The 20,314-nt window shown below is 70.9% G+C and carries 20 protein-coding genes and 1 tRNA gene; 11 read left to right on the top strand and 10 right to left on the bottom strand.

The window, feature by feature from the left end; all coding sequences use genetic code 11:
- Nucleotides 1-99: 99 nt before the first annotated feature.
- The gene (locus tag ACFYMC_RS15200; RefSeq protein WP_388524293.1) at nucleotides 100-612 is read right to left on the bottom strand and encodes an FHA domain-containing protein; all 513 of its coding nucleotides are present in this window, start codon (nucleotides 610-612) and stop codon (nucleotides 100-102) included.
- 10 nt (nucleotides 613-622) lie between these two features.
- Complete coding sequence (locus ACFYMC_RS15195; RefSeq protein ID WP_388524290.1) at nucleotides 623-1,528, bottom strand: FhaA domain-containing protein; 906 nt, start codon at nucleotides 1,526-1,528, stop codon at nucleotides 623-625.
- A 306-nt stretch (nucleotides 1,529-1,834) separates the two neighbouring features.
- Here ACFYMC_RS15195 and ACFYMC_RS15190 point away from each other — a divergent pair.
- From ACFYMC_RS15190 to ACFYMC_RS15165, 6 genes are all read left to right on the top strand, one after another.
- Nucleotides 1,835-1,920 (top strand) — tRNA-Leu (locus ACFYMC_RS15190).
- Nucleotides 1,921-2,313: 393 nt separating this feature from the next.
- Nucleotides 2,314-4,014 (top strand): sensor histidine kinase, encoded by a 1,701-nt coding sequence (locus ACFYMC_RS15185; protein ID WP_388524287.1) that lies wholly within the window; start codon nucleotides 2,314-2,316, stop codon nucleotides 4,012-4,014.
- 66 nt (nucleotides 4,015-4,080) lie between these two features.
- Complete coding sequence (locus ACFYMC_RS15180) at nucleotides 4,081-4,746, top strand: response regulator (protein ID WP_388524284.1); 666 nt, start codon at nucleotides 4,081-4,083, stop codon at nucleotides 4,744-4,746.
- A 284-nt stretch (nucleotides 4,747-5,030) separates the two neighbouring features.
- On the top strand, nucleotides 5,031-6,482 hold the full coding sequence (locus ACFYMC_RS15175; protein WP_388524282.1) for a DUF2252 domain-containing protein: 1,452 nt from the start codon (nucleotides 5,031-5,033) through the stop codon (nucleotides 6,480-6,482).
- Between the two features lie 171 nt (nucleotides 6,483-6,653).
- Nucleotides 6,654-7,472: a hypothetical protein gene (locus ACFYMC_RS15170; protein WP_388524279.1), complete on the top strand. Its 819-nt coding sequence runs from the start codon at nucleotides 6,654-6,656 to the stop codon at nucleotides 7,470-7,472.
- A 38-nt stretch (nucleotides 7,473-7,510) separates the two neighbouring features.
- Nucleotides 7,511-7,855 carry a rhodanese-like domain-containing protein gene (locus tag ACFYMC_RS15165; protein ID WP_388524276.1) on the top strand — a complete coding sequence of 115 codons (345 nt, stop codon included), beginning with the start codon at nucleotides 7,511-7,513 and terminating at the stop codon, nucleotides 7,853-7,855.
- 164 nt (nucleotides 7,856-8,019) lie between these two features.
- Here the strand turns inward: ACFYMC_RS15165 and ACFYMC_RS15160 are convergent, their stop codons facing one another.
- The 6 genes from ACFYMC_RS15160 to paaA form a co-directional block, all read right to left on the bottom strand.
- Nucleotides 8,020-9,153, bottom strand: coding sequence for an acyl-CoA dehydrogenase family protein (locus ACFYMC_RS15160; protein ID WP_388524273.1), 1,134 nt, complete (start codon nucleotides 9,151-9,153; stop codon nucleotides 8,020-8,022).
- Nucleotides 9,154-9,318: 165 nt separating this feature from the next.
- Nucleotides 9,319-10,395 (bottom strand): 1,2-phenylacetyl-CoA epoxidase subunit PaaE, encoded by a 1,077-nt coding sequence (gene paaE, locus ACFYMC_RS15155; protein WP_388524270.1) that lies wholly within the window; start codon nucleotides 10,393-10,395, stop codon nucleotides 9,319-9,321.
- Entirely contained in the window at nucleotides 10,396-10,890 is a 495-nt protein-coding gene (paaD, locus tag ACFYMC_RS15150; RefSeq protein ID WP_388524267.1) for a 1,2-phenylacetyl-CoA epoxidase subunit PaaD, read from the bottom strand.
- Nucleotides 10,884-11,606, bottom strand: a complete 723-nt coding sequence (paaC, locus tag ACFYMC_RS15145; RefSeq protein WP_388524264.1) for a 1,2-phenylacetyl-CoA epoxidase subunit PaaC — start codon at nucleotides 11,604-11,606, stop codon at nucleotides 10,884-10,886. Before paaC ends, paaD begins: the two co-directional genes overlap by 7 nt.
- Nucleotides 11,603-11,887: a 1,2-phenylacetyl-CoA epoxidase subunit PaaB gene (gene paaB, locus ACFYMC_RS15140; RefSeq protein WP_388524261.1), complete on the bottom strand. Its 285-nt coding sequence runs from the start codon at nucleotides 11,885-11,887 to the stop codon at nucleotides 11,603-11,605. Before paaB ends, paaC begins: the two co-directional genes overlap by 4 nt.
- Nucleotides 11,884-12,873, bottom strand: a complete 990-nt coding sequence (gene paaA, locus ACFYMC_RS15135) for a 1,2-phenylacetyl-CoA epoxidase subunit PaaA (RefSeq protein ID WP_388524258.1) — start codon at nucleotides 12,871-12,873, stop codon at nucleotides 11,884-11,886. The genes paaB and paaA overlap by 4 nt, the downstream gene beginning before the upstream one ends.
- A gap of 100 nt (nucleotides 12,874-12,973) precedes the next feature.
- Between paaA and ACFYMC_RS15130 the strand changes: the two genes are divergently transcribed.
- From ACFYMC_RS15130 to ACFYMC_RS15120, 3 genes are read left to right on the top strand one after another with little or no spacing between them, the layout of a single operon-like run.
- Nucleotides 12,974-13,651 (top strand): DUF5819 family protein, encoded by a 678-nt coding sequence (locus tag ACFYMC_RS15130; protein ID WP_388524255.1) that lies wholly within the window; start codon nucleotides 12,974-12,976, stop codon nucleotides 13,649-13,651.
- Complete coding sequence (locus ACFYMC_RS15125) at nucleotides 13,648-14,880, top strand: HTTM domain-containing protein (RefSeq protein WP_388524252.1); 1,233 nt, start codon at nucleotides 13,648-13,650, stop codon at nucleotides 14,878-14,880. The genes ACFYMC_RS15130 and ACFYMC_RS15125 overlap by 4 nt, the downstream gene beginning before the upstream one ends.
- Entirely contained in the window at nucleotides 14,877-15,740 is an 864-nt protein-coding gene (locus ACFYMC_RS15120) for a TrmH family RNA methyltransferase (protein ID WP_388524249.1), read from the top strand. Before ACFYMC_RS15125 ends, ACFYMC_RS15120 begins: the two co-directional genes overlap by 4 nt.
- Nucleotides 15,741-15,758: 18 nt before the next feature.
- Here ACFYMC_RS15120 and paaN read toward each other — a convergent pair whose 3' ends face one another.
- The gene (gene paaN / locus ACFYMC_RS15115; protein WP_388524247.1) at nucleotides 15,759-17,456 is read right to left on the bottom strand and encodes a phenylacetic acid degradation protein PaaN; all 1,698 of its coding nucleotides are present in this window, start codon (nucleotides 17,454-17,456) and stop codon (nucleotides 15,759-15,761) included.
- A gap of 196 nt (nucleotides 17,457-17,652) precedes the next feature.
- Between paaN and ACFYMC_RS15110 the strand changes: the two genes are divergently transcribed.
- On the top strand, nucleotides 17,653-19,170 hold the full coding sequence (locus ACFYMC_RS15110) for a 3-hydroxyacyl-CoA dehydrogenase (RefSeq protein WP_388524244.1): 1,518 nt from the start codon (nucleotides 17,653-17,655) through the stop codon (nucleotides 19,168-19,170).
- The gene (locus tag ACFYMC_RS15105) at nucleotides 19,167-19,769 is read left to right on the top strand and encodes a TetR/AcrR family transcriptional regulator (protein WP_388524241.1); all 603 of its coding nucleotides are present in this window, start codon (nucleotides 19,167-19,169) and stop codon (nucleotides 19,767-19,769) included. Before ACFYMC_RS15110 ends, ACFYMC_RS15105 begins: the two co-directional genes overlap by 4 nt.
- A 17-nt stretch (nucleotides 19,770-19,786) precedes the next feature.
- On the opposite strand, the gene ACFYMC_RS15100 is transcribed toward ACFYMC_RS15105, so the two are convergent.
- Nucleotides 19,787-20,296 (bottom strand): Lrp/AsnC family transcriptional regulator, encoded by a 510-nt coding sequence (locus ACFYMC_RS15100; RefSeq protein ID WP_388524411.1) that lies wholly within the window; start codon nucleotides 20,294-20,296, stop codon nucleotides 19,787-19,789.
- Nucleotides 20,297-20,314: the final 18 nt, after the last annotated feature.

Genomic DNA, 20,314 nt, shown 5'->3' with positions numbered 1-20,314 from the left:
CCGGTCTCGAGCCACACTGCCCACCCTCCGGTCGGGAGCGCGCTCGGGTCCGGCAGACGGACCGCTGCGGCTCGCTCGCTCCGCTCACTCATTCTCGTACTACTTCCGCAGCTCGATGACGGTCTTGCCGATGCGGATCGGGGCGCCCAGCGGGATGGGCGTCGGAGTGGTGAGGCGGCTCCGGTCCAGATACGTACCGTTCGTGGAACCGAGGTCCTCGACGATCCACTGGCCGTCACGGTCCGGGTAGATCCTGGCATGTCGGCTGGAGGCGTAGTCGTCGTCCAGCACGATCGTCGAATCATGTGCCCGGCCCAGGGTGATCGTCTGCCCCTGGAGCGCGACGGTCGTGCCGGTGAGGGTGCCTTCGGACACGACCAGCTTGGTGGGGGCGCCACGGCGCTGGCGTTGCGTCGGTGGCTGAGCGGCCTGCCGACCGCCTCCGCCCTGCTGCTGCCCGGCCCGCCCCTCCGCGTTGCCGCGGCGCGAGCCCCGCTGGGTGACTCGCGTCCCGAACAGGTCGCTCCTGATGACCTGGACGGCCACGATGACGAACAGCCACAGTACGGCCAGGAAACCCAACCGCATGACCGTCAGGGTCAGCTCTGACATTGCCCCCGCTTCACCCTTCGGCTTGCCGATAAATGATGGTCGTGCTGCCCACGACGATCCGCGAGCCGTCGCGGAGCGTAGCGCGGGTGGTGTGCTGCCCGTCCACCACGATGCCGTTGGTGGACCCGAGATCCTGGATCGTCGAGGGCGTTCCGGTCCGGATCTCACAATGCCGGCGGGAGACGCCGGGGTCGTCGATCCGCACGTCTGCTTCGGTGCTGCGGCCCAGCACCAGCGTCGGGCGGGAGATCTGATGGCGGGTGCCGTTGATCTCGATCCAACGGCGGGCCTGGGCTCCGCCGGGCACCGCCGCGCCGGGGCCGGTGGGCGCCGGGCGAGATGGCATGCCCGCGCCGGCTCCGGGAGGAGCGGGGGGCATCGGCGGGGCGCCGCTGGGCTGCGGGTAGCCGTAGCCGCCCTGCTGCCCCTGCGGATAGCCGTAGCCGCCCTGCTGGCCCTGGCCCTGCGGGTAGCCGTAGCCGCCGCGGTGGCCCGGGGCCTGCGCGTACGGGTCGGGCGTCTGGCCCTGTGGCTGGGAGCTGCTGGAGGCGAGGGTGCGACTGCGGACCCGGTACAAGCCGGTGTCGAGGTCCTCGGCCTTCTCCAGGTGCACCTTGATGGGGCCCATGAAGGTGTAGCGCTGCTGTTTGGCGTAGTCCCGGACCAAGCCGGCGAGCTCGTCGCCGAGCTGGCCCGAGTAGGGGCTCAGCCGCTCGTAGTCCGGTGCGCTGAGTTCGACGATGAAGTCGTTCGGTACGACGGTCCGCTCGCGGTTCCAGATCGTCGCGTTGTTGTCGCACTCGCGCTGGAGGGCGCCGGCGATCTCAACCGGCTGCACCTCGGACTTGAAGACCTTGGCGAAGGTGCCGTTGACCAGGCCTTCGAGCCTCTGCTCGAAACGCTTCAGGACTCCCATGGGGCACCTCCTCCGTCGCTGTCGTCCTGGTACTGCTTACTGATCGTATCCACGCGTGGGGGAAACGGCTGGTTCCCCTTGGCTGCCTGGGTCGTGAGTGTTGGTACTCACAGGGGGATCGTAGAGGCGGCCCCCGGACAGTGTCCCGCACCGGGCGGGCGGTGCGGGAGGGGAGGCGCGTTCCGACCTCCCCGCCCGGGTGCGTTGCCCACTGGAAAGGGATGTGAACCCACCCCTTCCGACGTGCTAATGTTCCGGTGTCGCCAGGGGAACGGACCGAAAGGGAAGGCCACTGGGACGCTGCTCGGGCGAGTGGCGGAACGGCAGACGCGCTGGCTTCAGGTGCCAGTGTCCTTCGGGACGTGGGGGTTCAAATCCCCCCTCGCCCACCAGGGAGCATCCTTAACAAGATGGTCTCGGGAACGACGAAACGGTCGTCATCGTACTCACGATGGCGGCCGTTTTGCGTGCGCCCGAGACAGGTCGGCGATGCGGCGGCCCGTCTGCACCGCACACCTGGCGGCGGCGGTGACCGATGAACGTGTCGGGAGCGAAGCCGAGGCCGAGGCCCGCTGGCTGGACCAAGAACGCGGGTAGGACGAGCCGAGCGGCGGTAGCACGAAGGGCCACGACCCCCGTGATGAGCGCCACGGCGCACGGGCCGCCACAGGGCCGGGGCACCGCTACCCCGCGGGCGGGCCGGTGACCCCTCGCGCGACTTTCGTCGGGCGCGGCGCGACGAAAGGAGGGCGTCGCCGGGCGGGGCCGCTGCCTAGGGTCGGGGGGTGGATGTGACTGCGAAGCTCCAGGACGGCTGGGCATGGCTCAAGGGGCCCGAACCCTGGACCCGCAGGCGGGTCGTGGGCGAGAGTCTGCTGGCGGCCCTGCTGATGCTCTTCGCGGCCGGAATCGAGGACCTGGACCACCAGTCGGTCCTCCGTCAGGTGCTGGTGGCCCTCGTGGTGGCCGGGTTGTCGCTGCTGCGCCGCAGGCTGCCGGCGAGCGTGCTGGTGGTGGTGTCGGCCGGCGCTGCGATCCTGGGCGGACTGGCTCCGTTGTTGGTGCTCGCGGGCTGGTCGGCCGGCCGGCGGATCACCGGGGTGGGCCGGGCGCTGGGTGCCTTCTGCCTCGCCTACGTCCTGAACCTGGGGGTGTCGGTGGCCGACCAGCCGCGGGCGCTCCCGCCGCTGGTCATGATGCTGCTGTCGACCCTCTTCTTCGTCGCCCTGGTGGTGGTACCGGGGCTGGCCAGCCGCTACTGGACGCAGCGGCGCAGTCTGCTGCACGCCCTTCAGGAGCGCAATGTGCAACTCCTGCGGGAACGGGAGATGGTGGCTGGGCAGGCTCGGCTCCGAGAGCGGCAGCGCATCGCCCAGGACATGCACGACAGCCTCGGACACCAACTGGCGTTGATCTCCGTGCACACCGGGGCGCTCGAAGTCGACCCGCAGCTGACCGACCGACAGCGGGACGCCGTGTCCGTGCTGCGCGGGGCTTCGGTGGCGGCGATGCACGAGCTGCGCGAGGTGGTGGGCATCCTCCGGGACGGGACCGAGGCCCCCGTACCGTCCGAGGACGCGCAGCCGGCCGCACGTGGCGTGGCGGGGCTGGGCGGTTTGGTGGAGGTGGCGCGGGCGGCTGGCACCGAGGTGGACCTCAGGGTGCTCGGAACACAGCGGGCGCTCCCGGCCGCCTGCGATCACGCGGCGTACCGGATCGTGCAGGAGGCGCTGACCAACGCCTACAAGTACGCGCCCGGTGCAGCGATCACCGTGGAGCTGCGCTACGAACCGGATTCACTGGTGGTGGAGGTCGCCAACGGGCCGATCGGGTCGGGGCAGGCCCCGGGGCTCGCCACCCTCGTCAGCGGCGGGCAGGGGCTGACCGGGCTGCGCGAGCGGGCGCGACTGGTGGGCGGCATGGTGCATGCCGGTGCCACCGAGCACGGCGGCTTCCGGGTGGCCGGCATGCTGCCGTATGGGGCGGAGGCGACCCAGCCGGTGGTGAACGCGGTGGCCGGTGCGGACGATTTCCGGCAGCAGTCGAGGCCGTCGAAGGGTTCCGGCGGTGAGGTGGACTGGGCAGCCGTGGAGCAGGATTTCGTCAGGCGCGAGCGCGGGGGACGCTCGGGTTTCCTGGTCGGTTGCGGTCTGTCCCTGGTGGTGATGGTCGGTGTGCTGGTGTTGTTGGGGGTGGCGTTCTTCATGCTGGCCGGCTCCCTCGACGAAGCAATGATCAGCAAGGAGGAGTACGACCAGGTGCGGGTGGGGGAGTCGGAGCGGCAGGTGCGCGAGCGGCTGCCGAGCGGGGACACCGCCCTCGTCGCCGGTCTGGAAGGGACGGGGCCGCCCAAACCGCCGGGCTCGGCCTGTCTGGTGCTGATGTCCTCCGAGGACGGCAGCAGCTTCACGGCCGAGCCGGTTTTCCGCTTCTGCTTCAAGGACGGCAAGCTGGTCGAGAAGAAGGCTTACGAGACGGAACGCTGAGGGCAGGTCAGAACAGCGGGACCGGCGGTGGCCGGGACGGTCGGGTCGGGTGTGGTGGGAGTGGCGGTGACGGGCAGCGAAGCGGTGATCCGGGTGGTGATCGCCGATGATGAGCCACTGATTCGTGCGGGCATCCGCATGATCTTGACCTCCGACCCGTCGATCGAGGTGGTCGCGGAGGCGGTGAACGGTCGGGAGGCGGTGGAGCTGGTACGGGCCCACGCGCCCGACGTGGTGCTGCTGGACATCCAGATGCCGTTGATGGACGGTCTGGCGGCGCTGGGCGAGGTGCGCCGGGTGGCCCCGGGGGTGCGCGCTCTGGTCCTGACCACCTTCGGGGAGCGGGACAACGTCCTGCGTGCGCTGTCCCAGGGGGGAGCGGGTTTCCTACTGAAGGACTCGGCCCCGGCCGAGTTGATCCAGGCGGTGCGGGCCGCTGCGGCGGGGGACGCCTATCTGTCGCCGGGTGCCACCCGCCATGTGGTGGATCAGTTGGTGTCCGGGCGTGCCGCCGCGCGAGGGGAGGAGGCGCGGCGCCGCATCGCGGAGTTGAGCGAGCGGGAGCGCGGGGTGCTCGCCCTGTTGGGTGAGGGGCTCTCCAACGCGGACGCGGGCCGGCGGCTGCACATGAGCGAGGCGACGGTGAAGACCTATGTGAGCCGCATCCTGGCGAAGTTGGAGTGCGAGAACCGGGTGCAGGCCGCGCTGTTGGCGCGGGACGCGGGCCTGTGAGCGGTGTGCGTCCGGCAAGCACCGGGCGGTGGGTTCAGTTGTGGGGAGACCGGCCGGAACATGCTGCGGAAAGGGGTTCGACGCCGCGTACGTGCTCCCGGGCCCGCCCTTCGGGGGGTCTGAGCGGGCGGTGCCGGTTCACGGGCCGCGGCTCTCGCAGCCGCTCACCCGTCAGGGTGAGGGCCCTGTCCACAAGCTCTGCTTCGTCCACAGGCTGAAGACGGCTCTTGGGCGCGGTTGTACGGTCGTGCGCGGTTGAAGTTCTACGAGGCGGGGATGGCGAGATGAGCGTGGTCGGCATGACGGTTCCGCAGGAAGCGGGGGCCGGCGGGGCAGCGACAGCGCAGCGCGTTCCGTGGGTGGCGGGGTTCGCGCCACGGGCGGTGGCTGGTGCGGCTGGTTCCCCGCGGCAGGAGGGCAAGGCCCTGCGGGCGCGCGTCCCCTTCGCAGCCCACGCCGATATGACCCCGGTCGTGGACCGCCCCGACGCCGTGCGCGCCGTCGAGGAGTCCAACCAGGGCCGGGTGCCCGAGCTCACTCCCATCCGGGTCGGCCGGATGGCTGCCTCGCCCTTCGCGTTCCTGCGTGGTGCGGCCGGCCTGATGGCACACGACCTGGAGGGCTGCCCGGTCACCGAGATCGGCGCGCAACTGTGCGGGGACGCACATGCGGCGAACTTCGGGCTGTACGGAGATGCCCGGGGCCGGCTGGTGATCGATCTCAATGACTTCGACGAGACCGTCTTCGGACCGTGGGAGTGGGACCTCAAGCGACTCGCCGCCTCCCTGGTGTTGGCCGGGCGTACCGTTGGCGCCTCAGAGGAGGTCTGCCGGACGGCCGCGGTGGACACCGTGGGGGCGTACCGCCGCACCATGAGACTGCTGGCCAAGCTGCCGTCCCAGGACGCCTGGAACGCCATCGCGGACGAGGAGCTCGTCTCCCACACCGACGCCCGTGACCTGTTGGGCACCTTGGAGCGGGTCTCGCACAAGGCCCGCAAGAACACCAGTGCGCGTTTTGCCGCGAAGTCCACCGAGGCGGTGGAGGGCGGGGGCCGTCGTTTCGTGGACGCGCTGCCGGTGCTGCGCCGCGTCGGCGACCAGGAGGCGCACGCGGTGGCCGCCTCGCTCGGTGAGTACCTGGCGACGCTGCCCCCGGACCGGTTGCCGCTGCTGGCCCGGTACGCGATCCACGACGTGGCTTTCCGGGTGGTCGGCACCGGCAGCGTCGGCACCCGTTCCTACGTGGTGCTGCTGCTCGACCACCGGGGCGAGCCCCTGGTGCTCCAGGTGAAGGAGGCCCGCCCCTCCGTGCTGCTGCCCCATCTGCTGCGGATCGGGTTCCCGGGAGAGCCGGAGCGCCACGAAGGGCGCCGGGTCGTGCTGGGGCAGAAGCGGATGCAGGTGGTCTCCGACATCCTGCTGGGCTGGACGACCGTGCAGGGCCGGCCCTACCAGGTGCGCCAGTTCCGCAACCGCAAGGGCAGCGTGGACCCGGCCGCCCTCACTCCCGAGGAGCTCGACGACTACGGTCGGATGACCGGCGCGCTGCTGGCCCGCGCGCACGCCCACAGCGCTGACCCCCGCCTGATAGCCGGCTACTGCGGCAAGACCGAAGAGCTCGACCGGGCGATGGGCACCTTCGCGGTGCGCTACGCCGACCGCACCGAGGTCGATCACGCGGACCTGCTGGCGGCGGTCCGCAGCGGACGGATAGCCGCCGAGACAGGGGTTTAGGGGCTGCCCCGAGGTCTCCCGGTGGGGCGGTGCGCGGTCCACAGGCTCCGGTGGTGGCGGGCCTGTCCCCGGGCGCTGCGGCCGTGTGGCTGGGCGCCGCGGCTGGCGCGGTGCGCCCGCCCGGGAGCGTGGGCCAGGCCTTGGGCGTGGGCCAGGCCTTAGGCTGGGCGGGTGAGCGAGGAACACGCCGGCGGCGCGGCCGGCCCCCAGGAGGACGACCGACCCGAGGCACGTCTGGAGCGGGCGGTCCGAGCCGCGGAGCAGGCGCTGATCGAGTTCGAGATCGCCGTGGAGACCTTCCGGGTCGAGGTTGAGAACTTCTCCCGACTGCACCACCAGAAGCTGGGCCCGATGTACTCGCGCCTGGATGAGCTGGACGCGCTGATCGCGGAGGCCAAGGCAGCCGAATCGGGTGACCCGGAGGACCTGCGCCGGGCGCAGGAGGCGCGGGCGCTGGTGCAGCCCATGCCGGGTGTGGAGGAGCTCTTCCATGACTGGCTCGGCTCGGAGGGCCTCTCGCCGGAGGCCTCCGCGATGCTGACGGACCAGCCGGTTCGGCCGCCGGAGAGGGTCCGTCCCTCCGAGGAAGTACGCCGCATCTACCGTGAGTTGGTTCGCCAGGCCCACCCCGACCTGGCGCAGGAGGAAGCCGAGCGGGAGCGCAGGGACGCTTTCATCTCCCGGGTGAACGCCGCCTACGCGCGTGGGGACGAGGCCGAGCTGCGGGAGCTGTCGCACGAGTGGGCGGCCGGACCGGCTCCCGCCGAGCCTCAGCTGACCGAGGCTGAGGAGCTGTACGCCCGGCTGGAATGGCTGGCCCGGCGCAAGGAACTGCTGACGGTGGTGGCCGGGGACCTGGAGGGCAGCGCGATCGGGTCCATGCTGCGGATGGCTCCCGACGACCCGGACGGCCTGCTCAACGAGATCGCCGAGCAACTGTTGGCCCAGGTCGCGGAGCGCGAAGCGGAGCTGGCCAAGCTCGTCGGTTAGGTTGCTGGTGTCCGATGACTTCGTGGAAGAAGGCGTGAATGAACTTCGGCTCGCTCCCTTCGGTGGCCGCTGCCGCTGTGCCAGTGGACGGTTTCGTCCTGGATGTGCGTGAGGACGACGAGTGGGCGGCGGGACACGTCGAGGGTGCCCTGCACATCCCGATGAGTGATTTCGTCGCTCGCTTCGGTGAGTTCACCGAGGCCGCTGAGGACGGTCGCAAGGTGCATGTCATGTGCCGGGCTGGCGGCCGGTCGGCCCAGGTCACCCAGTACCTGGTGCAGCAGGGCATCGACGCGGTGAACATCGACGGCGGTATGCAGGCATGGGAAGGCGCGGGGCGGCCCATGGTGGCCGAGAGCACCGAGCCCGCTTTCGTCCTCTGAGTCCGCCCCACCCGACGGGTTCGTGCATCGGAGTGGTTCCTCGGCTCGCCTGCCCGGCCTGATGAACCACTCCGCCCGACCGTCCGGCACCCCTGCCGGTGGGGTCGCCCCACCGTGGAGCGATACATACCGGTGTTCTGGGGCGGGCCCGGGCGTTGGCGCAGTCAGTCCAAGGAACTTGCAGCCAGTAGTGCGCCGAGGGCCTCCTCCTGGGCGGCTGCCGGACCGAGGAAGAGTTCCCACTGCTTGGCCCAGGCGTGATAGCGGTGTAGCGGGTAGTCGGTGTCGGCACCGATGCCGCCGTGCAGGTGCTGTGCGGTCTGGACGATCCGACGCACTCCTTCCGAGGCCCAGATCTTGGCCACTGCGATGTCCGCGTCGGCGGGCAGCGGTCCCGGAGCTCCGCTGGTGATCCGCCAGGCCGCCTGCCACAAGGTGACCTCCATGGCCCGGAGATCGATGTACCGGTCCGCGGCCTGCACCGCGACTGCTTGGAAGGTGGCCACGGGGTGGCCGAACTGTTCGCGTTTGCCGGTGTAGGCGGCGGTCATGGCCAGGACGGCGGCGCCCAACCCCGCGGCCAGCGCGCAGGTGCCGGTGGTCAACAGCCGGCGCAGGTGTTCCACGGCTTCGGTGGCCTCAATGACCCTGGAGCCGGGGACCCGAACCCCGCGCAGGGTGAGTTCGGCCAGTGCTTCGCCGCTGGTGGAAACCTGCCCGGCGGTGGTGAGGCCGGTGCAGGTCGCAGGGAGGAGGGCGAGGACGCCGTGGCCCTCCCGGGTGTGCGCGGGTATGGCGATCAGATCGCAGTTCTGCGCCCACGGCACGGCGCTCTGTTGGCCGTCCAGCACCCAGGCCGTACCTTCTCGGACCGCGGTGACGGCGAGCTCCGCCGGCTCGTGCCCGCTGCGGCCGTGGGCCGCGGCGGTCAGCACCAGTTCGCCGCGGGCGGCTCGTGGCAGCAGGTCGGCGGCCAGTTCGGGCCCACCGAAGCCCTGCAGGGTCATGGCCGTGGCGCAGTGTTCCAGGAGGGGCACTCGGGCGAGGACCTTGCCGGCTTCGCGGAGCACCTGGCACAGCGCGATCGCGTCCAGGCCTGATCCGCCGTACCGGGGGTCCAGTACCAGGCCGAGCAGGTCGGCGTCCGCCAGTCGTTGCCACAGCGCCCGGTCGAAGTCCTCGGCGACCGCTGCGGGGGTGAGGGCCGGGCTCGGCACGCTGTCTGCGCGTACGTCGGCGAAGACGGCCCGTGCCGTTTCGAGTGCTGCCTGTTGTTCCTCGCTGAAGGTGAAGTCCACTACCTGTCCTCCCGCGCCGCGACCGGTGGGTCCGACGACGATCCAACGGGAATCTGACGGACCGTCAAGATAGGCCAGGTGCAGGCAAAAGCACAGGGGCGAGCAGCGGCGGGTACGTGAGGGCCCCGAGCCGCTGCCCGCCCGATCCGGGCGCAGAGTGGGCGCTCAGCGGTCGAAGTCGAGCTCCACCTCCGGGGTCACCGGATGGGACTGGCAGGCGAGGACGAAGCCCGCCTCGGTCTCCTCCGATTCCAGGGCGAAGTTGCGGTCCATGCGCACCTCACCGGAGACCAGGAAGGCCCGGCAGGTCCCGCAGACGCCGCCCTTGCAGGCGTAAGGAGCATCCGCACGGTTGCGCAGCACCGTCTCCAGCAGGGACTCGCCGTCCTGCACCGGCCAGGTGCCGGAGCGGCCGTCGAGGCGTGCGGTGACCCGACTGTCGGTGGGGGATGCCGCGCGCACCGCCGGAGCAGGAGCCTCGTCCACATGGAAGATCTCCTCGTGGATGCGGGCACGGGGCACCCCGAGCCCGCCAAGGGCGCGCTCAGCCCCCTGGACCAGACCGAAGGGCCCGCAGAGGAACCAGCCGTCGATCGCCTCGACCGGCAGCAGGGCCGGCAGCAGGGCGGTGAGACGGTCCTCGTCGAGGCGGCCGGAGCTCAGACCGGCCTCCTGCTCCTCCCGGGAGAGCACAGTGACCAGCTGGAAGCGGTCCGGGTAGCGGTCCTTGAGATCGGCGACCTCCTCCAGGAACATCGTGGAGGCCGCGGTTCGGTCGCTACGGACCAGGCAGAAGCGGGCCGCCGGCTGCCGTGCCAGCAGGGTGGCGGCGATGGACAGCACCGGGGTGATGCCGCTGCCGCCGACGACGGCCGCATAGTGTCCTGGCCGTTTCGGTTCCAGGGTGAAGCGCCCGGCCGGGGTCATCACGTCCAGCAGGTCGCCGGCCTGGACCTCCTTGTGGGCGTAGACGGAGAACTCGCCGCCCTCGACTAGCCGCACTCCGACGCGGAGGCGGTCAGGTGCCGCTTCCTCGGCGGGGGCGCAGATCGAGTAGGTGCGGCGGACCTCCTGGCCCTCTTCGGTGGTGCGGCGCAGTGCGAGGTGTTGACCGGGCGTGAACCGGTAGATCTCGCGCAGCTCTGGCGGTACCTCGAAGGTCAGGGCCACCGCGTCATCGGTGAGTCGGTCGACGGCCGCCACCTTGAGCGGGTGGAACACGCCGTGGCGAGCCGCAGCCATCTAGAGCTCCTTGAAGTGGTCGAACGGTTCACGGCAGGCCGCGCAACGGCGCAGCGCCTTGCAGGCCGTGGAGGAGAAGCGGCTGAGCAGCTCGGTGTCGGTGGAGCCGCAGTGCGGGCAGCGGACCGAGAGGGTGAGCGGTACGGGGCCGTCCGCCGGGTGCGGACGGGGCGGCGCGATGCCGAACTCGCTGAGTTTGCGGCGACCTTCGGGGGTGATGTCGTCCGTGGACCAGGCGGGTGCCAGAACGGTTCGAACTCCCACCTCGGCCACGCCGTGCGCGTGCAGCACCTGCTCGATGTCGGCGGCCATCGCCTCGATGGCGGGGCAGCCGGTGTAGGTCGGGGTCAGCTGCACCTCGACGCGGCCGGAGCCGTCCACGCTCACTCCGCGCAGCACCCCCAGCTCGGCGAGGGTGAGGACCGGAAGCTCGGGGTCGGGCACCGAGCCGGCCAGCTCGGCCAGTTCCGCTTCCAGCGCGGTCGTGCTCACCATGACGCCCCCGGGTGGCTGCGGTGCAGGTGCTGCATTTCGGCGAGCATCCGGCCGAAGGACTCGGTGTGCAGGCCCTGTCGGCCGGCACCGGCCGCCCGGGCGCCGGTGCGCGGCCCGCCGGGCAGGCCCAGGGTGGCGCGCTCCACCGACTCGGTGACGGCGTCCAGCCAGTTGGACTCCAGGGCCGCCCAGTCCAGGTCGATGCCGTCGACCGGCTGGAACATCTCGCCGGTGTACTTCCACAGGGCATCCACGGCCTGCTGCATGCGCCGATGTGACTCTTCGGTGCCGTCGCCCAGCCGTAGGGTCCACTGCTCGGCGTGGTCGCGGTGGTAGGCGACCTCTTTGACCGCCTTCGCCGCGAGTGGGGCCAGCGGGCCTCCGCCCGCGGCCAGCTGCCCGTAGAGGAGGTGTTGGTAGACGGAGAAGTACAGCTGTCGGGCGATGGTGTGGGCGAAGTCGCCGTTGGGTTGTTCGACGAGTTGGAGGTTGGTGAAGGCCCGCTCTTCGCGCAGATAGGCCAGCTCGTCTTCGTCGCCGGCCAGCGACAGCAGGGTGCGGGCCTGGCCGAGGAGGTCGAGCGCGATGTTGGCGAGGGCGACTTCCTCCTCCAGTACGGGGGCGTGGCCGGCCCACTCGCCGAGACGCTGGGACAGGACGAGGGCGTCGTCGCCGAGGGCGAGTGCGGCCGTTGTGCTCGCGGAGGTCGTGGTCACAGGTGGCGCACCCCCTCGGGGATCTCGTAGAAGGTCGGGTGGCGGTAGGGCTTGTCGGCCGAGGGCTCGAAGAAGGTGTCCTTCTCGTCGGGCGAGGAGGCGGTGACGGCCGTGGAGGGCACCACCCAGATCGACACGCCTTCGCTGCGCCGGGTGTAGAGGTCGCGGGCGTTGCGCAGGGCGAGCTCCGCGTCGGGGGCGTGCAGGCTGCCGGCATGGGTGTGGGACAGGCCCCGGCGGGACCGTACGAACACCTCCCACAGCGGCCAGTTGTGCGTCATGCCTGCTCCTCCTCGTGCTGTGCGGTGGCGGATGCGTGACGCAGCCGCTGCTTGTCCGCGTAGGCCCCGGCGGCCTCACGGACCCAGGCGCCCTCTTCGTGGGCCTTGCGCCGCTGGGTGATCCGTTGCTCGTTGCACGGGCCGTTGCCCTTGAGTACTGCCCAGAACTCGGCCCAGTCGATGGTGCCGAAGTCGTAGTGGCCGCGCTCCTCGTCCCACCGGATGTCGGGGTCGGGAAGCGTCAGGCCCAAGGACTCGGCCTGCGGGACCGCGTAGTCAACGAAGCGTTGGCGCAGTTCGTCGTTCGAGTGGCGTTTGATCTTCCAGGCCATGGACTGCGCAGAGTGGGCCGATTCCTCGTCGGGAGGGCCGAACATCATCAGTGAGGGCCACCACCAGCGGTCCACCGCGTCCTGGGCCATGGCGTGCTGCTCGGGGGTGCCCTGGGCGAGGGCGAGCAGCAGCTCGTAGCCCTGGCGCTGGTGGAAGGACTCCTCCTTGCAGATGCGGACCATGGCGCGGGCGTACGGTCCGTAGGAGCACCGGCACAGCGGCACCTGGTTGGTGATGGCGGCGCCGTCCACCAGCCAGCCGATGGCGCCGACGTCGGCCCAGGTCAACGTGGGGTAGTTGAAGATCGAGCTGTACTTCTGGCGGCCCGAGTGCAGCCGGTCCAGCAGCTCGTCCCGGCTGGTCCCGAGGGTCTCGGCGGCGCTGTAGAGGTACAGCCCGTGGCCGGCCTCGTCCTGGACCTTCGCCATCAGGATCGCCTTGCGGCGCAGTGACGGTGCCCGGGTGATCCAGTTCGCCTCCGGCTGCATGCCGATGATCTCGGAATGCGCGTGCTGGGCCATCTGGCGGACCAGGGAGGCCCGGTACTCCTCGGGCATCCAGTCCCGCGGCTCGATGCGCTCGTCTGCTGCCACGGCCGCGTCGAAGGCTGCCACGAGCGCCTGGTCCGGCATCTGCCGGGTTGCTGTCGCCATCTCTATGCCCCTACCGACCGATCGTTCGGTTCATTGGCTTCAATGGTCGGACGGCGGCCCGTAGGGTGTCAACCTCTGTGGGCGAGGGGCTGGGGGCGCAATGAGTGCGAACGGGTACCGCAGACCCGGAATCTCCGGGCTGTCACGGCCCTACCGCATCGTGGCCGCGTTCGCCTTCGGGGTGGTGGCGGTGGCCACCGTCTGCCACCTGGGGCTGGTGTTCCTGCACGTCGCGCCGAACAACACGCTCTCCCAACGGCACGGGCGCGCGGTCGATGACTGGGTCTATCCCGAGTTCGAGCAGAACTGGAAGCTCTTCGCTCCCAATCCACTCCAGAGGAACATCGCCGTGCACGTCCGAGCACAGCTGCGCACCGAGTCCGGACGGCGTTCCACCACGGACTGGCGGAACCTTTCCGCCGAAGACGTCGCCGCCATCCGCGGGAATCCCTTTCCCTCCCACGTCCAACAGAACGAGCTGCGTCGTGCCTGGGACTTCTTCCGCGGTTCCCACAACGACGACGACCGGCCGGTCGGCGAGCGGGGTGAGCTCTCCGAGGCCTACTTGCGCCGTCTGGTGATGCTGCGCCTGGCCCGGGCCGGGCTCGCCGTGCGCAGCGTGGAGCGGGTCCAACTGCGCTCGGCCACCACCGCCGTGGGCCCGCCCGCCTGGAGCGACGAGGACGGCGATCCCGAGACCCACTACCGAGAGCTCGGCTGGTGGAACATCACCTCCGCCGACCTACCGTCCGGGGCCCTCAGGGAGTCGACCCCGTGAGCGCCCCCGCCCCCGCAGGATCCGTGGGGCGCCCGCACCCGGCTCCCGGGCTGCGGCGCGCCCTGGACCGGATCACCGCTGAGGCCCTGGGCCCTTACCAGAGCGCCGTGGTGCGCATCGGTGTCTGTGCCACCTGGCTCTTCTTCCTGCTGCGCGAGCTACCGCACCGCCACGAGCTCTACGGTCCGGACAGCCCCTGGGGTTGGGACCTGGCACGTCGGCTGACCGGTGGGAACGGCGCCTTCACCGTGCTGACCTGGTCCCAGGGGCGGCTCTGGTTCGAGGTGGTCTACGGGGCCGCGGTGCTGGCCGGCGTACTGCTGCTGCTCGGGTGGCGCACCCGGGCCAGTTCCGCGCTCTTCATGGTCGGGGTGCTCTCGCTACAGAACCGCAGCGTCTTCATGGGCGACGGCGGAGACAACGTCATCCACCTGATGGCCCTCTACCTGCTGCTCACCCGCTGTGGTCAGGTGTGGTCCCTGGACGCCAGGCGGGTGGCCAGGGCCGCCCGTGGCCTGCCGGTGCGGGACCGGGCCGGTCCCGCGCTCTGGTTGCTGCTGGGCGCGCTGTTGGCGGCGACCGCCTGGCGCGGCGGCCCGGACGGCCGGCTGCTCGCCCTGTTCTGCCTGCTGTGGGCGGCGCATGGCCTGTGGTGGGTGGTCGCCAGGCATGAACCGGAAGGCGAACTCCGCGCGCTGCTCGACGTCATCGCCAACCTCGTCCACAACGCGGCGATGCTCATGGTCATGGTGGAGGTCTGTCTGATCTACGCGACCGCCGGTTGGTACAAGATCCAGGGATCCCGCTGGCAGGACGGCACAGCCCTCTACTACCCCTTGCACCTTGACTACTTCACCCCCTGGCCCGCGCTGTCGGGACTGCTCGCGGCCAGCGGGGTGCTGGTGCTGGTGCTCTCCTACGGCACGGTCCTGGTGCAGGTGGCCTTCCCCTTCACCCTGCTCAACCGTCGGATCAAGAACGTCCTGCTCGCCCTGATGGTGTTGGAGCACCTGGGCATCGCGGTGTTGCTGGGACTGCCGTTCTTCTCCCTCGCCATGATCAGCGCGGATGCCGTGTTCCTGCCGACGGCCTTCCTGCTGTGGCTCGGGGCGCGGGTCGCCGGCCCGCCGCGGCGGCTCCTCGCCCGCCGGACGGGCCATCTGGTGCCAGGGCCCCGTCGTGGCTCGGAGCTCGACGCCGCGGCGTCACCTCGTACGCTCGTGCCATGAGCGAGCGATCCCTGACTGTCCCCCTCCCCGACGACCGGGGAGAGAGAGCCGAAACGGTGCGCCGATGGCGTGCCGCGGCCGACGACCAGGTGCTCCTGGACGGGTTCCACGCAATCAAGCACGCCCTTCGGTTCGGCGCCGAGGTCAAGATCGCCATTACCGAGGACCGGGCAGCACTGTTGGGTCTGGCCGCGGAGCTCGCGCCGGACGTGGCCGGCCCGCTCGCCGACCTGGTGCGGGAGGTGGCCCCCGAGGACCTGCGGGAGCTGTTGTCACGAGTGCATCCGACCAGGACCGCCGCGCTCGCCGCCCCTCGGGACCGTGCCGCGCAGCTGCGGGCCCTGGCTGCCCGGCCCCGGAGCGCACCGGTGATCGTCCTGGACCACCCGCGCAACCTCGGCAATGTGGGGGCGGTGGTCCGGCTGGCGGCTGGCTTCGGTGCCACCGGGGTGGTCACCTTGGACGAAGGGCCGGTTGCGGCCGGCGGGCTCGACCCCTGGCACCCCAACGTGGTGCGGGCCGCTGCCGGACTGCACTACGCCACCGCCGTGGAGCGCCTCACCCTCGACCAACTACCTGCCGGGCCGCTGTACGCACTGGACCCGGAGGGCGAGGACATCCGGAACTTCGCGCTGCCCGATGACGCGCTCCTGGCCTTCGGTTCGGAGCGGCACGGCATCTCGGCGGGGCTGCGGGAGCGGGCCGATCATCTGGTCAGCCTGCCGATGCGCCCGCAGGTCTCCAGCTACAACCTGGCCACCAGCGTGGCCATGACCCTCTTCCACTGGGGCGGCCCCCGCCAGGAAGGCACCCCAGTGGAAGGGGTTGGGGGAGGTCCGGTGGTCCCGGACCTCCCCTGAGGGGCACCGAGGCCGCTGTCAGGCCTGGCGCCGCACCTCCACCACCCGGAAGCGGTTGGCCACGAACGCCCCGTCGCACAGAGCGGCGTTAGCGGCCGGGTTGCCTCCGGAACCGTGGAAATCGGAGAAGGCGGCGGTCTGGTTGACGAAGACGCCGCCGGTCAGGTTCAAGGAGAGCTGCGCGGACTCCTCCAGGCAGACCTCCTCGACGGCCCGCTCGACGTCCGCGGAGGTGGTGTACGCCCCGACGGTCATCGCGCCCTTGTCCCGGACGGTGCGCCGCAGCAGGTCCAGCCCCTCGGCGGTGGAGTCCACCGCCACCGCGAAGGCCACCGGGCCGAAGCACTCCGAGAGGTAGGCGGCTTCGGCGTCCGGCCCCTCCCAGAACTTGCGAGCGCCGTCCAGCTTGACCAGGACCGGGGTGCGCACCACCGCGTCCGGGAAGTCCGGGTTGATCACCTCACGGGAGGCGAGGGCCACTTCGCCGAGGCCGGCGGCTGCTTCCAGGTGGGCCCTGACCTCGGGGTTGACCAAGGCGCCGAGCAGCGCGCCGGCCCGCGCGTCGTCGCCGAGCAGCTTGCCGACGGCGCCGGCGAGGTCGGCCACGACCTCGTCGTAGGTCTTGTGGCCCGCCTCGGTGTCGATGCCCTCGCGGGGGATCAACAGGTTCTGCGGGGTGGTGCACATCTGGCCGCTGTACAGGGACAGCGAGAAGGCCAGGTTCGAGAGCATCCCGCGGTAGTCGTCGGTGGAGTCCACCAGGACGGTGTTGACGCCGGCCTTCTCCGTGTAGACCTGGGCCTGGCGGGCGTTCGCCTCCAGCCAGTCGCCGAAGCCGGTCGAGCCCGTGTAGTCGATGATCTTGATCTCGGGGCGGACCGCGAGCGTCTTGGCGATGCCCTCGCCCGGCGCTTCGGTGGCCAGCGCGACCAGGTTCGGGTCGAAGCCCGCTTCCGACAACACCTCGCGGGCGACCTGGACGGTCAGGGCGAGTGGCAGGACGGCACGCGGGTGCGGCTTGACGAGCACCGCGTTTCCGGTGGCCAGGGAGGCGAACAGGCCCGGGTAGCCGTTCCAGGTCGGGAAGGTGTTGCAGCCGATGACCAGCGCGACCCCGCGCGGCGCCGCGGTGAAGGTCTTGCTCAGGTTCAGCGGGTCCTTCTTGCCCTGCGGCTTCGACCAGCCGGCGGTGGCGGGAACCCGGGACTGCTCCTCGTAGGCGTAGGCCACGGCTTCAAGGCCGCGGTCCTGCGCGTGCGGGCCGCCGGCCTGGAAGGCCATCATGAAGGCCTGACCACTGGTGTGCATCACGGCGTGCGCGAACTCGTGGGTGCGTGCGCTGATCCGGGAGAGGATCTCGATGCAGACCACGGCCCGGGTCTCGGCGCCGGCGTCCCGCCACGCGCCCATGCCCGCCCGCATCGCCGGAAGCAGCACGTCGGGGTCGATGTGCGGGTACTCCACGGCGAGCTCCGGGCCGTACGGGGAGACCTCGCCCCCGGTCCAGCCGTCCGTGCCGGGCTGTCCCAGGTCGAGCCGGGTGCCGTGCAGCGCCTGGAAGGCCGCGAGGCCGTCGGCGGGTGCGCTCTCGCCGTACGCCTTGGGGTGCTCGGGATGCGGGGACCAGTAGGCGCGGCTGCGGATTGCGTCCAGCGCCTGGTCGAGCGTCGTCCGGTGCTTCTCGGACAGTTGGGCGGCGGACAGGTCGGTGGCCATCGGTGACCAACTCCTCGTTGAGCCGGGCGGATCAGGGTGGATCGGGCGGCCGTCGGGTGGAGATCGGAAGAACCCGAGCGGAACCGGATCCACGAGAGCAGACTGGAGTTAGAGTAACCGAACGATCGGTCGGTACAAGAGGGCCGGAGCGATCCCGGCCGATTGCGGCCGGAACCCATGCGGGAGGATCGGGGTCATGACAGCAATCGAGCGTTCCCGCACTGTGGCCGTCGTGGGCGCCGGCACCATGGGCCAGGGCATCGCCCAGGTGGCCCTTCTCGCAGGTCATCCCGTGGTGCTCCACGATGCCGTGCCGGGTCAGGCCGGGGTGGGCGTCGAGGCCGTCGCCGATCGACTGGAGCGACTGGTCGCCAAGGGCCGCCTGGACCGCGAGATGGCCGACCGGGCTGCCGCCCGCCTCACCGCCGCCGGCGAACTGTCCGATCTGGCCGGGTCCTCCCTGGTGGTCGAGGCGATCTTGGAGGACCCGGACGCCAAGCGCGAGCTGTTCATCGGGCTTGAGGGCGTGGTGGCACCCGACTGCCTGCTGGCCAGCAACACCTCCTCGCTGTCCGTCACCGAGTTGGGCGCTTCCCTGAAGTACCCCGGCCGTTTCGTCGGCCTGCACTTCTTCAACCCGGCTCCGCTGCTGCCCCTGGTCGAGGTGGTCCGTGGTTTCGCCTCCGACCCCCAGGCCGTGGAACGCGTCTACGAGACGGCGCTCAGCTGGGGCAAGACTCCGGTGCGCTGTGCCGACACACCGGGCTTCATCGTCAACCGCATCGCCCGCCCCTTCTACGCCGAGGCCTTCGCGGTGTACGAGGAACAGGGCGCGGACCCGGCGACCATCGACGCCGTGCTGCGGGAGAGCGGCGGCTTCCGCATGGGCCCCTTCGAACTGACCGATCTGATCGGGCAGGACGTCAACGAGGCCGTCACCCGTTCGGTGTGGGAGTCCTTCTTCCGCAGCCCCAAGTTCAGCCCCTCGCTGGCACAGCGCCGCCTGGTCCAGTCCGGTCGACTGGGCCGCAAGTCGGGCCGCGGCTGGTACGGCTACGAGCCCGGGGCCGCCGCCCCGACACCGCACACCGCTGCGCCCGAGGAAGCTCCCGCGGCCGTGTCCGTGGTCGGTGACCTCGGGCCTGCCGCCGCGCTGGTGCCGATGTTGGAGGAGGCCGGGATCGACGTCACCACGGCCGAGGGCGGCGGCCCGTACATCCAGCTGCCCGGCGAGGGCCAGCTCGTCCTCACCGACGGCAAGACCTCGGTCGAGTTCGCCGACGTCGTCTACTTCGACCTCGCGCTCGACTACCGCGGCGCCACCCGGATCGCGCTCTCCGCCTCCGCGGACACCTCGCGGCGGACCCTGGCCGAGGCCATCGGGCTGTTCCAGAAGCTCGGCAAGCAGGTGAGCGTGATCGGTGACGTTCCAGGCATGATCGTCGCCCGTACGGTGGCGATGCTCATCGATCTGACGGCCGACGCCGTCGCCAAGGGCGCGGCCACCGCCCAGGACATCGACACCGCGATGCGACGTGGCGTGAACTATCCGCTGGGTCCCGGGCAGTGGCAGGAGCGGGTGGGGCAGGACTGGGCGTACGAGCTGCTGACCGCGCTCGACGAGCGCTGTCCAGGCGGCCGTTACGCGCCCTCCCTGGCCCTGTTCCGCCAGTCCTACGCCGAGCCGGCCACCGCGGCGGGTGAGGCCCTGTGACCACCGCGCGCCGGGACACCTACACACCCGAGACGCTGCTCTCGGTCGCCGTGCAGGTCTTCATCGAGCGCGGCTACGACGGCACCTCCATGGAGCACCTGTCCAGGGCCGCGGGAATCTCGAAGTCCTCCATCTACCACCATGTGGCCGGCAAGGAGGAACTGCTGCGCCGGGCCGTCAGCCGGGCCCTGGAGGGCCTTTTCGGAATCCTGGAGGAGCCCGGGGCGATCGCCGGGCGGGCGATCGAGCGCGTCGAGTACGTCACCCGGCGCACCGTCGAGGTGCTGATCGACGAGTTGCCCTACGTGACGCTGCTGCTTCGGGTGCGGGGCAACACCGCCACCGAACGGTGGGCGTTGGAGCGGCGCCGCGAGTTCGACCACCGGGTCGCAGACCTGTTGAAGTCCGCCGCGGCCGACGGCGACCTGAGGGCGGACGTGGACATCCGGCTGGCCACCCGGCTGCTCTTCGGCATGGTCAACTCGATGGTCGAGTGGTACCGCCCCCACACGGGGTCCGGCGGGGAGCGCGACCAGGTGGCCGAGGCCGTGGTGCGGATAACCTTCGACGGCCTGCGGGCCACCGCGCCCAAGACCTGACCTGTGCTCCCAGCCGGTCACGGGGTGTCGGGGAGGGGGTCCAGGTCCGTCTCCTCGAACACCAGCAGGGTGCGGGTGGACAGCACCTCCGGTATCGACTGGAGCCGGGTCAGCACCAGTTCCCGCAGCGTGCGGTTGTCCGGGGTGTGCACCAGCAGGAGCACGTCGAAGTCACCGCTGACCAGCGCGATGTGCGCGGCGCCCGGTAGTTCCTGGAGCTGTTCGCGCACGGTTCGCCAGGAGTTCTGAACGATCTTCAAGGTGATGTAGGCGGAGGTGCCCTGCCCTGCCCGCTCGTGGTTGACCCGGGCGGCGAACCCCCGGATCACCCCGTCGTCGATCAGCCTGTTGATGCGGGCGTAGGCGTTGGCGCGCGAGACGTGCACCCGCTCGGCGACCGAGCGTATCGAGGCGCGCCCGTCTGCTTGGAGCATCCGCAGGATCGCCCGGTCGATGGAATCCAGCGGGCGGGCGGGGCCGACCGGGGTGCGCGGGCCCTCGGGGCTGCCCAGGACCACCTCGGCCATTTGTTCATCGGTCATCGC

This window comes from Streptomyces sp. NPDC006879 (assembly GCF_042869595.1).
Classification (GTDB): Bacteria; Actinomycetota; Actinomycetes; order Streptomycetales; family Streptomycetaceae; genus Streptomyces.
This window is presented reverse-complemented; position numbering and strand designations above follow the sequence as displayed.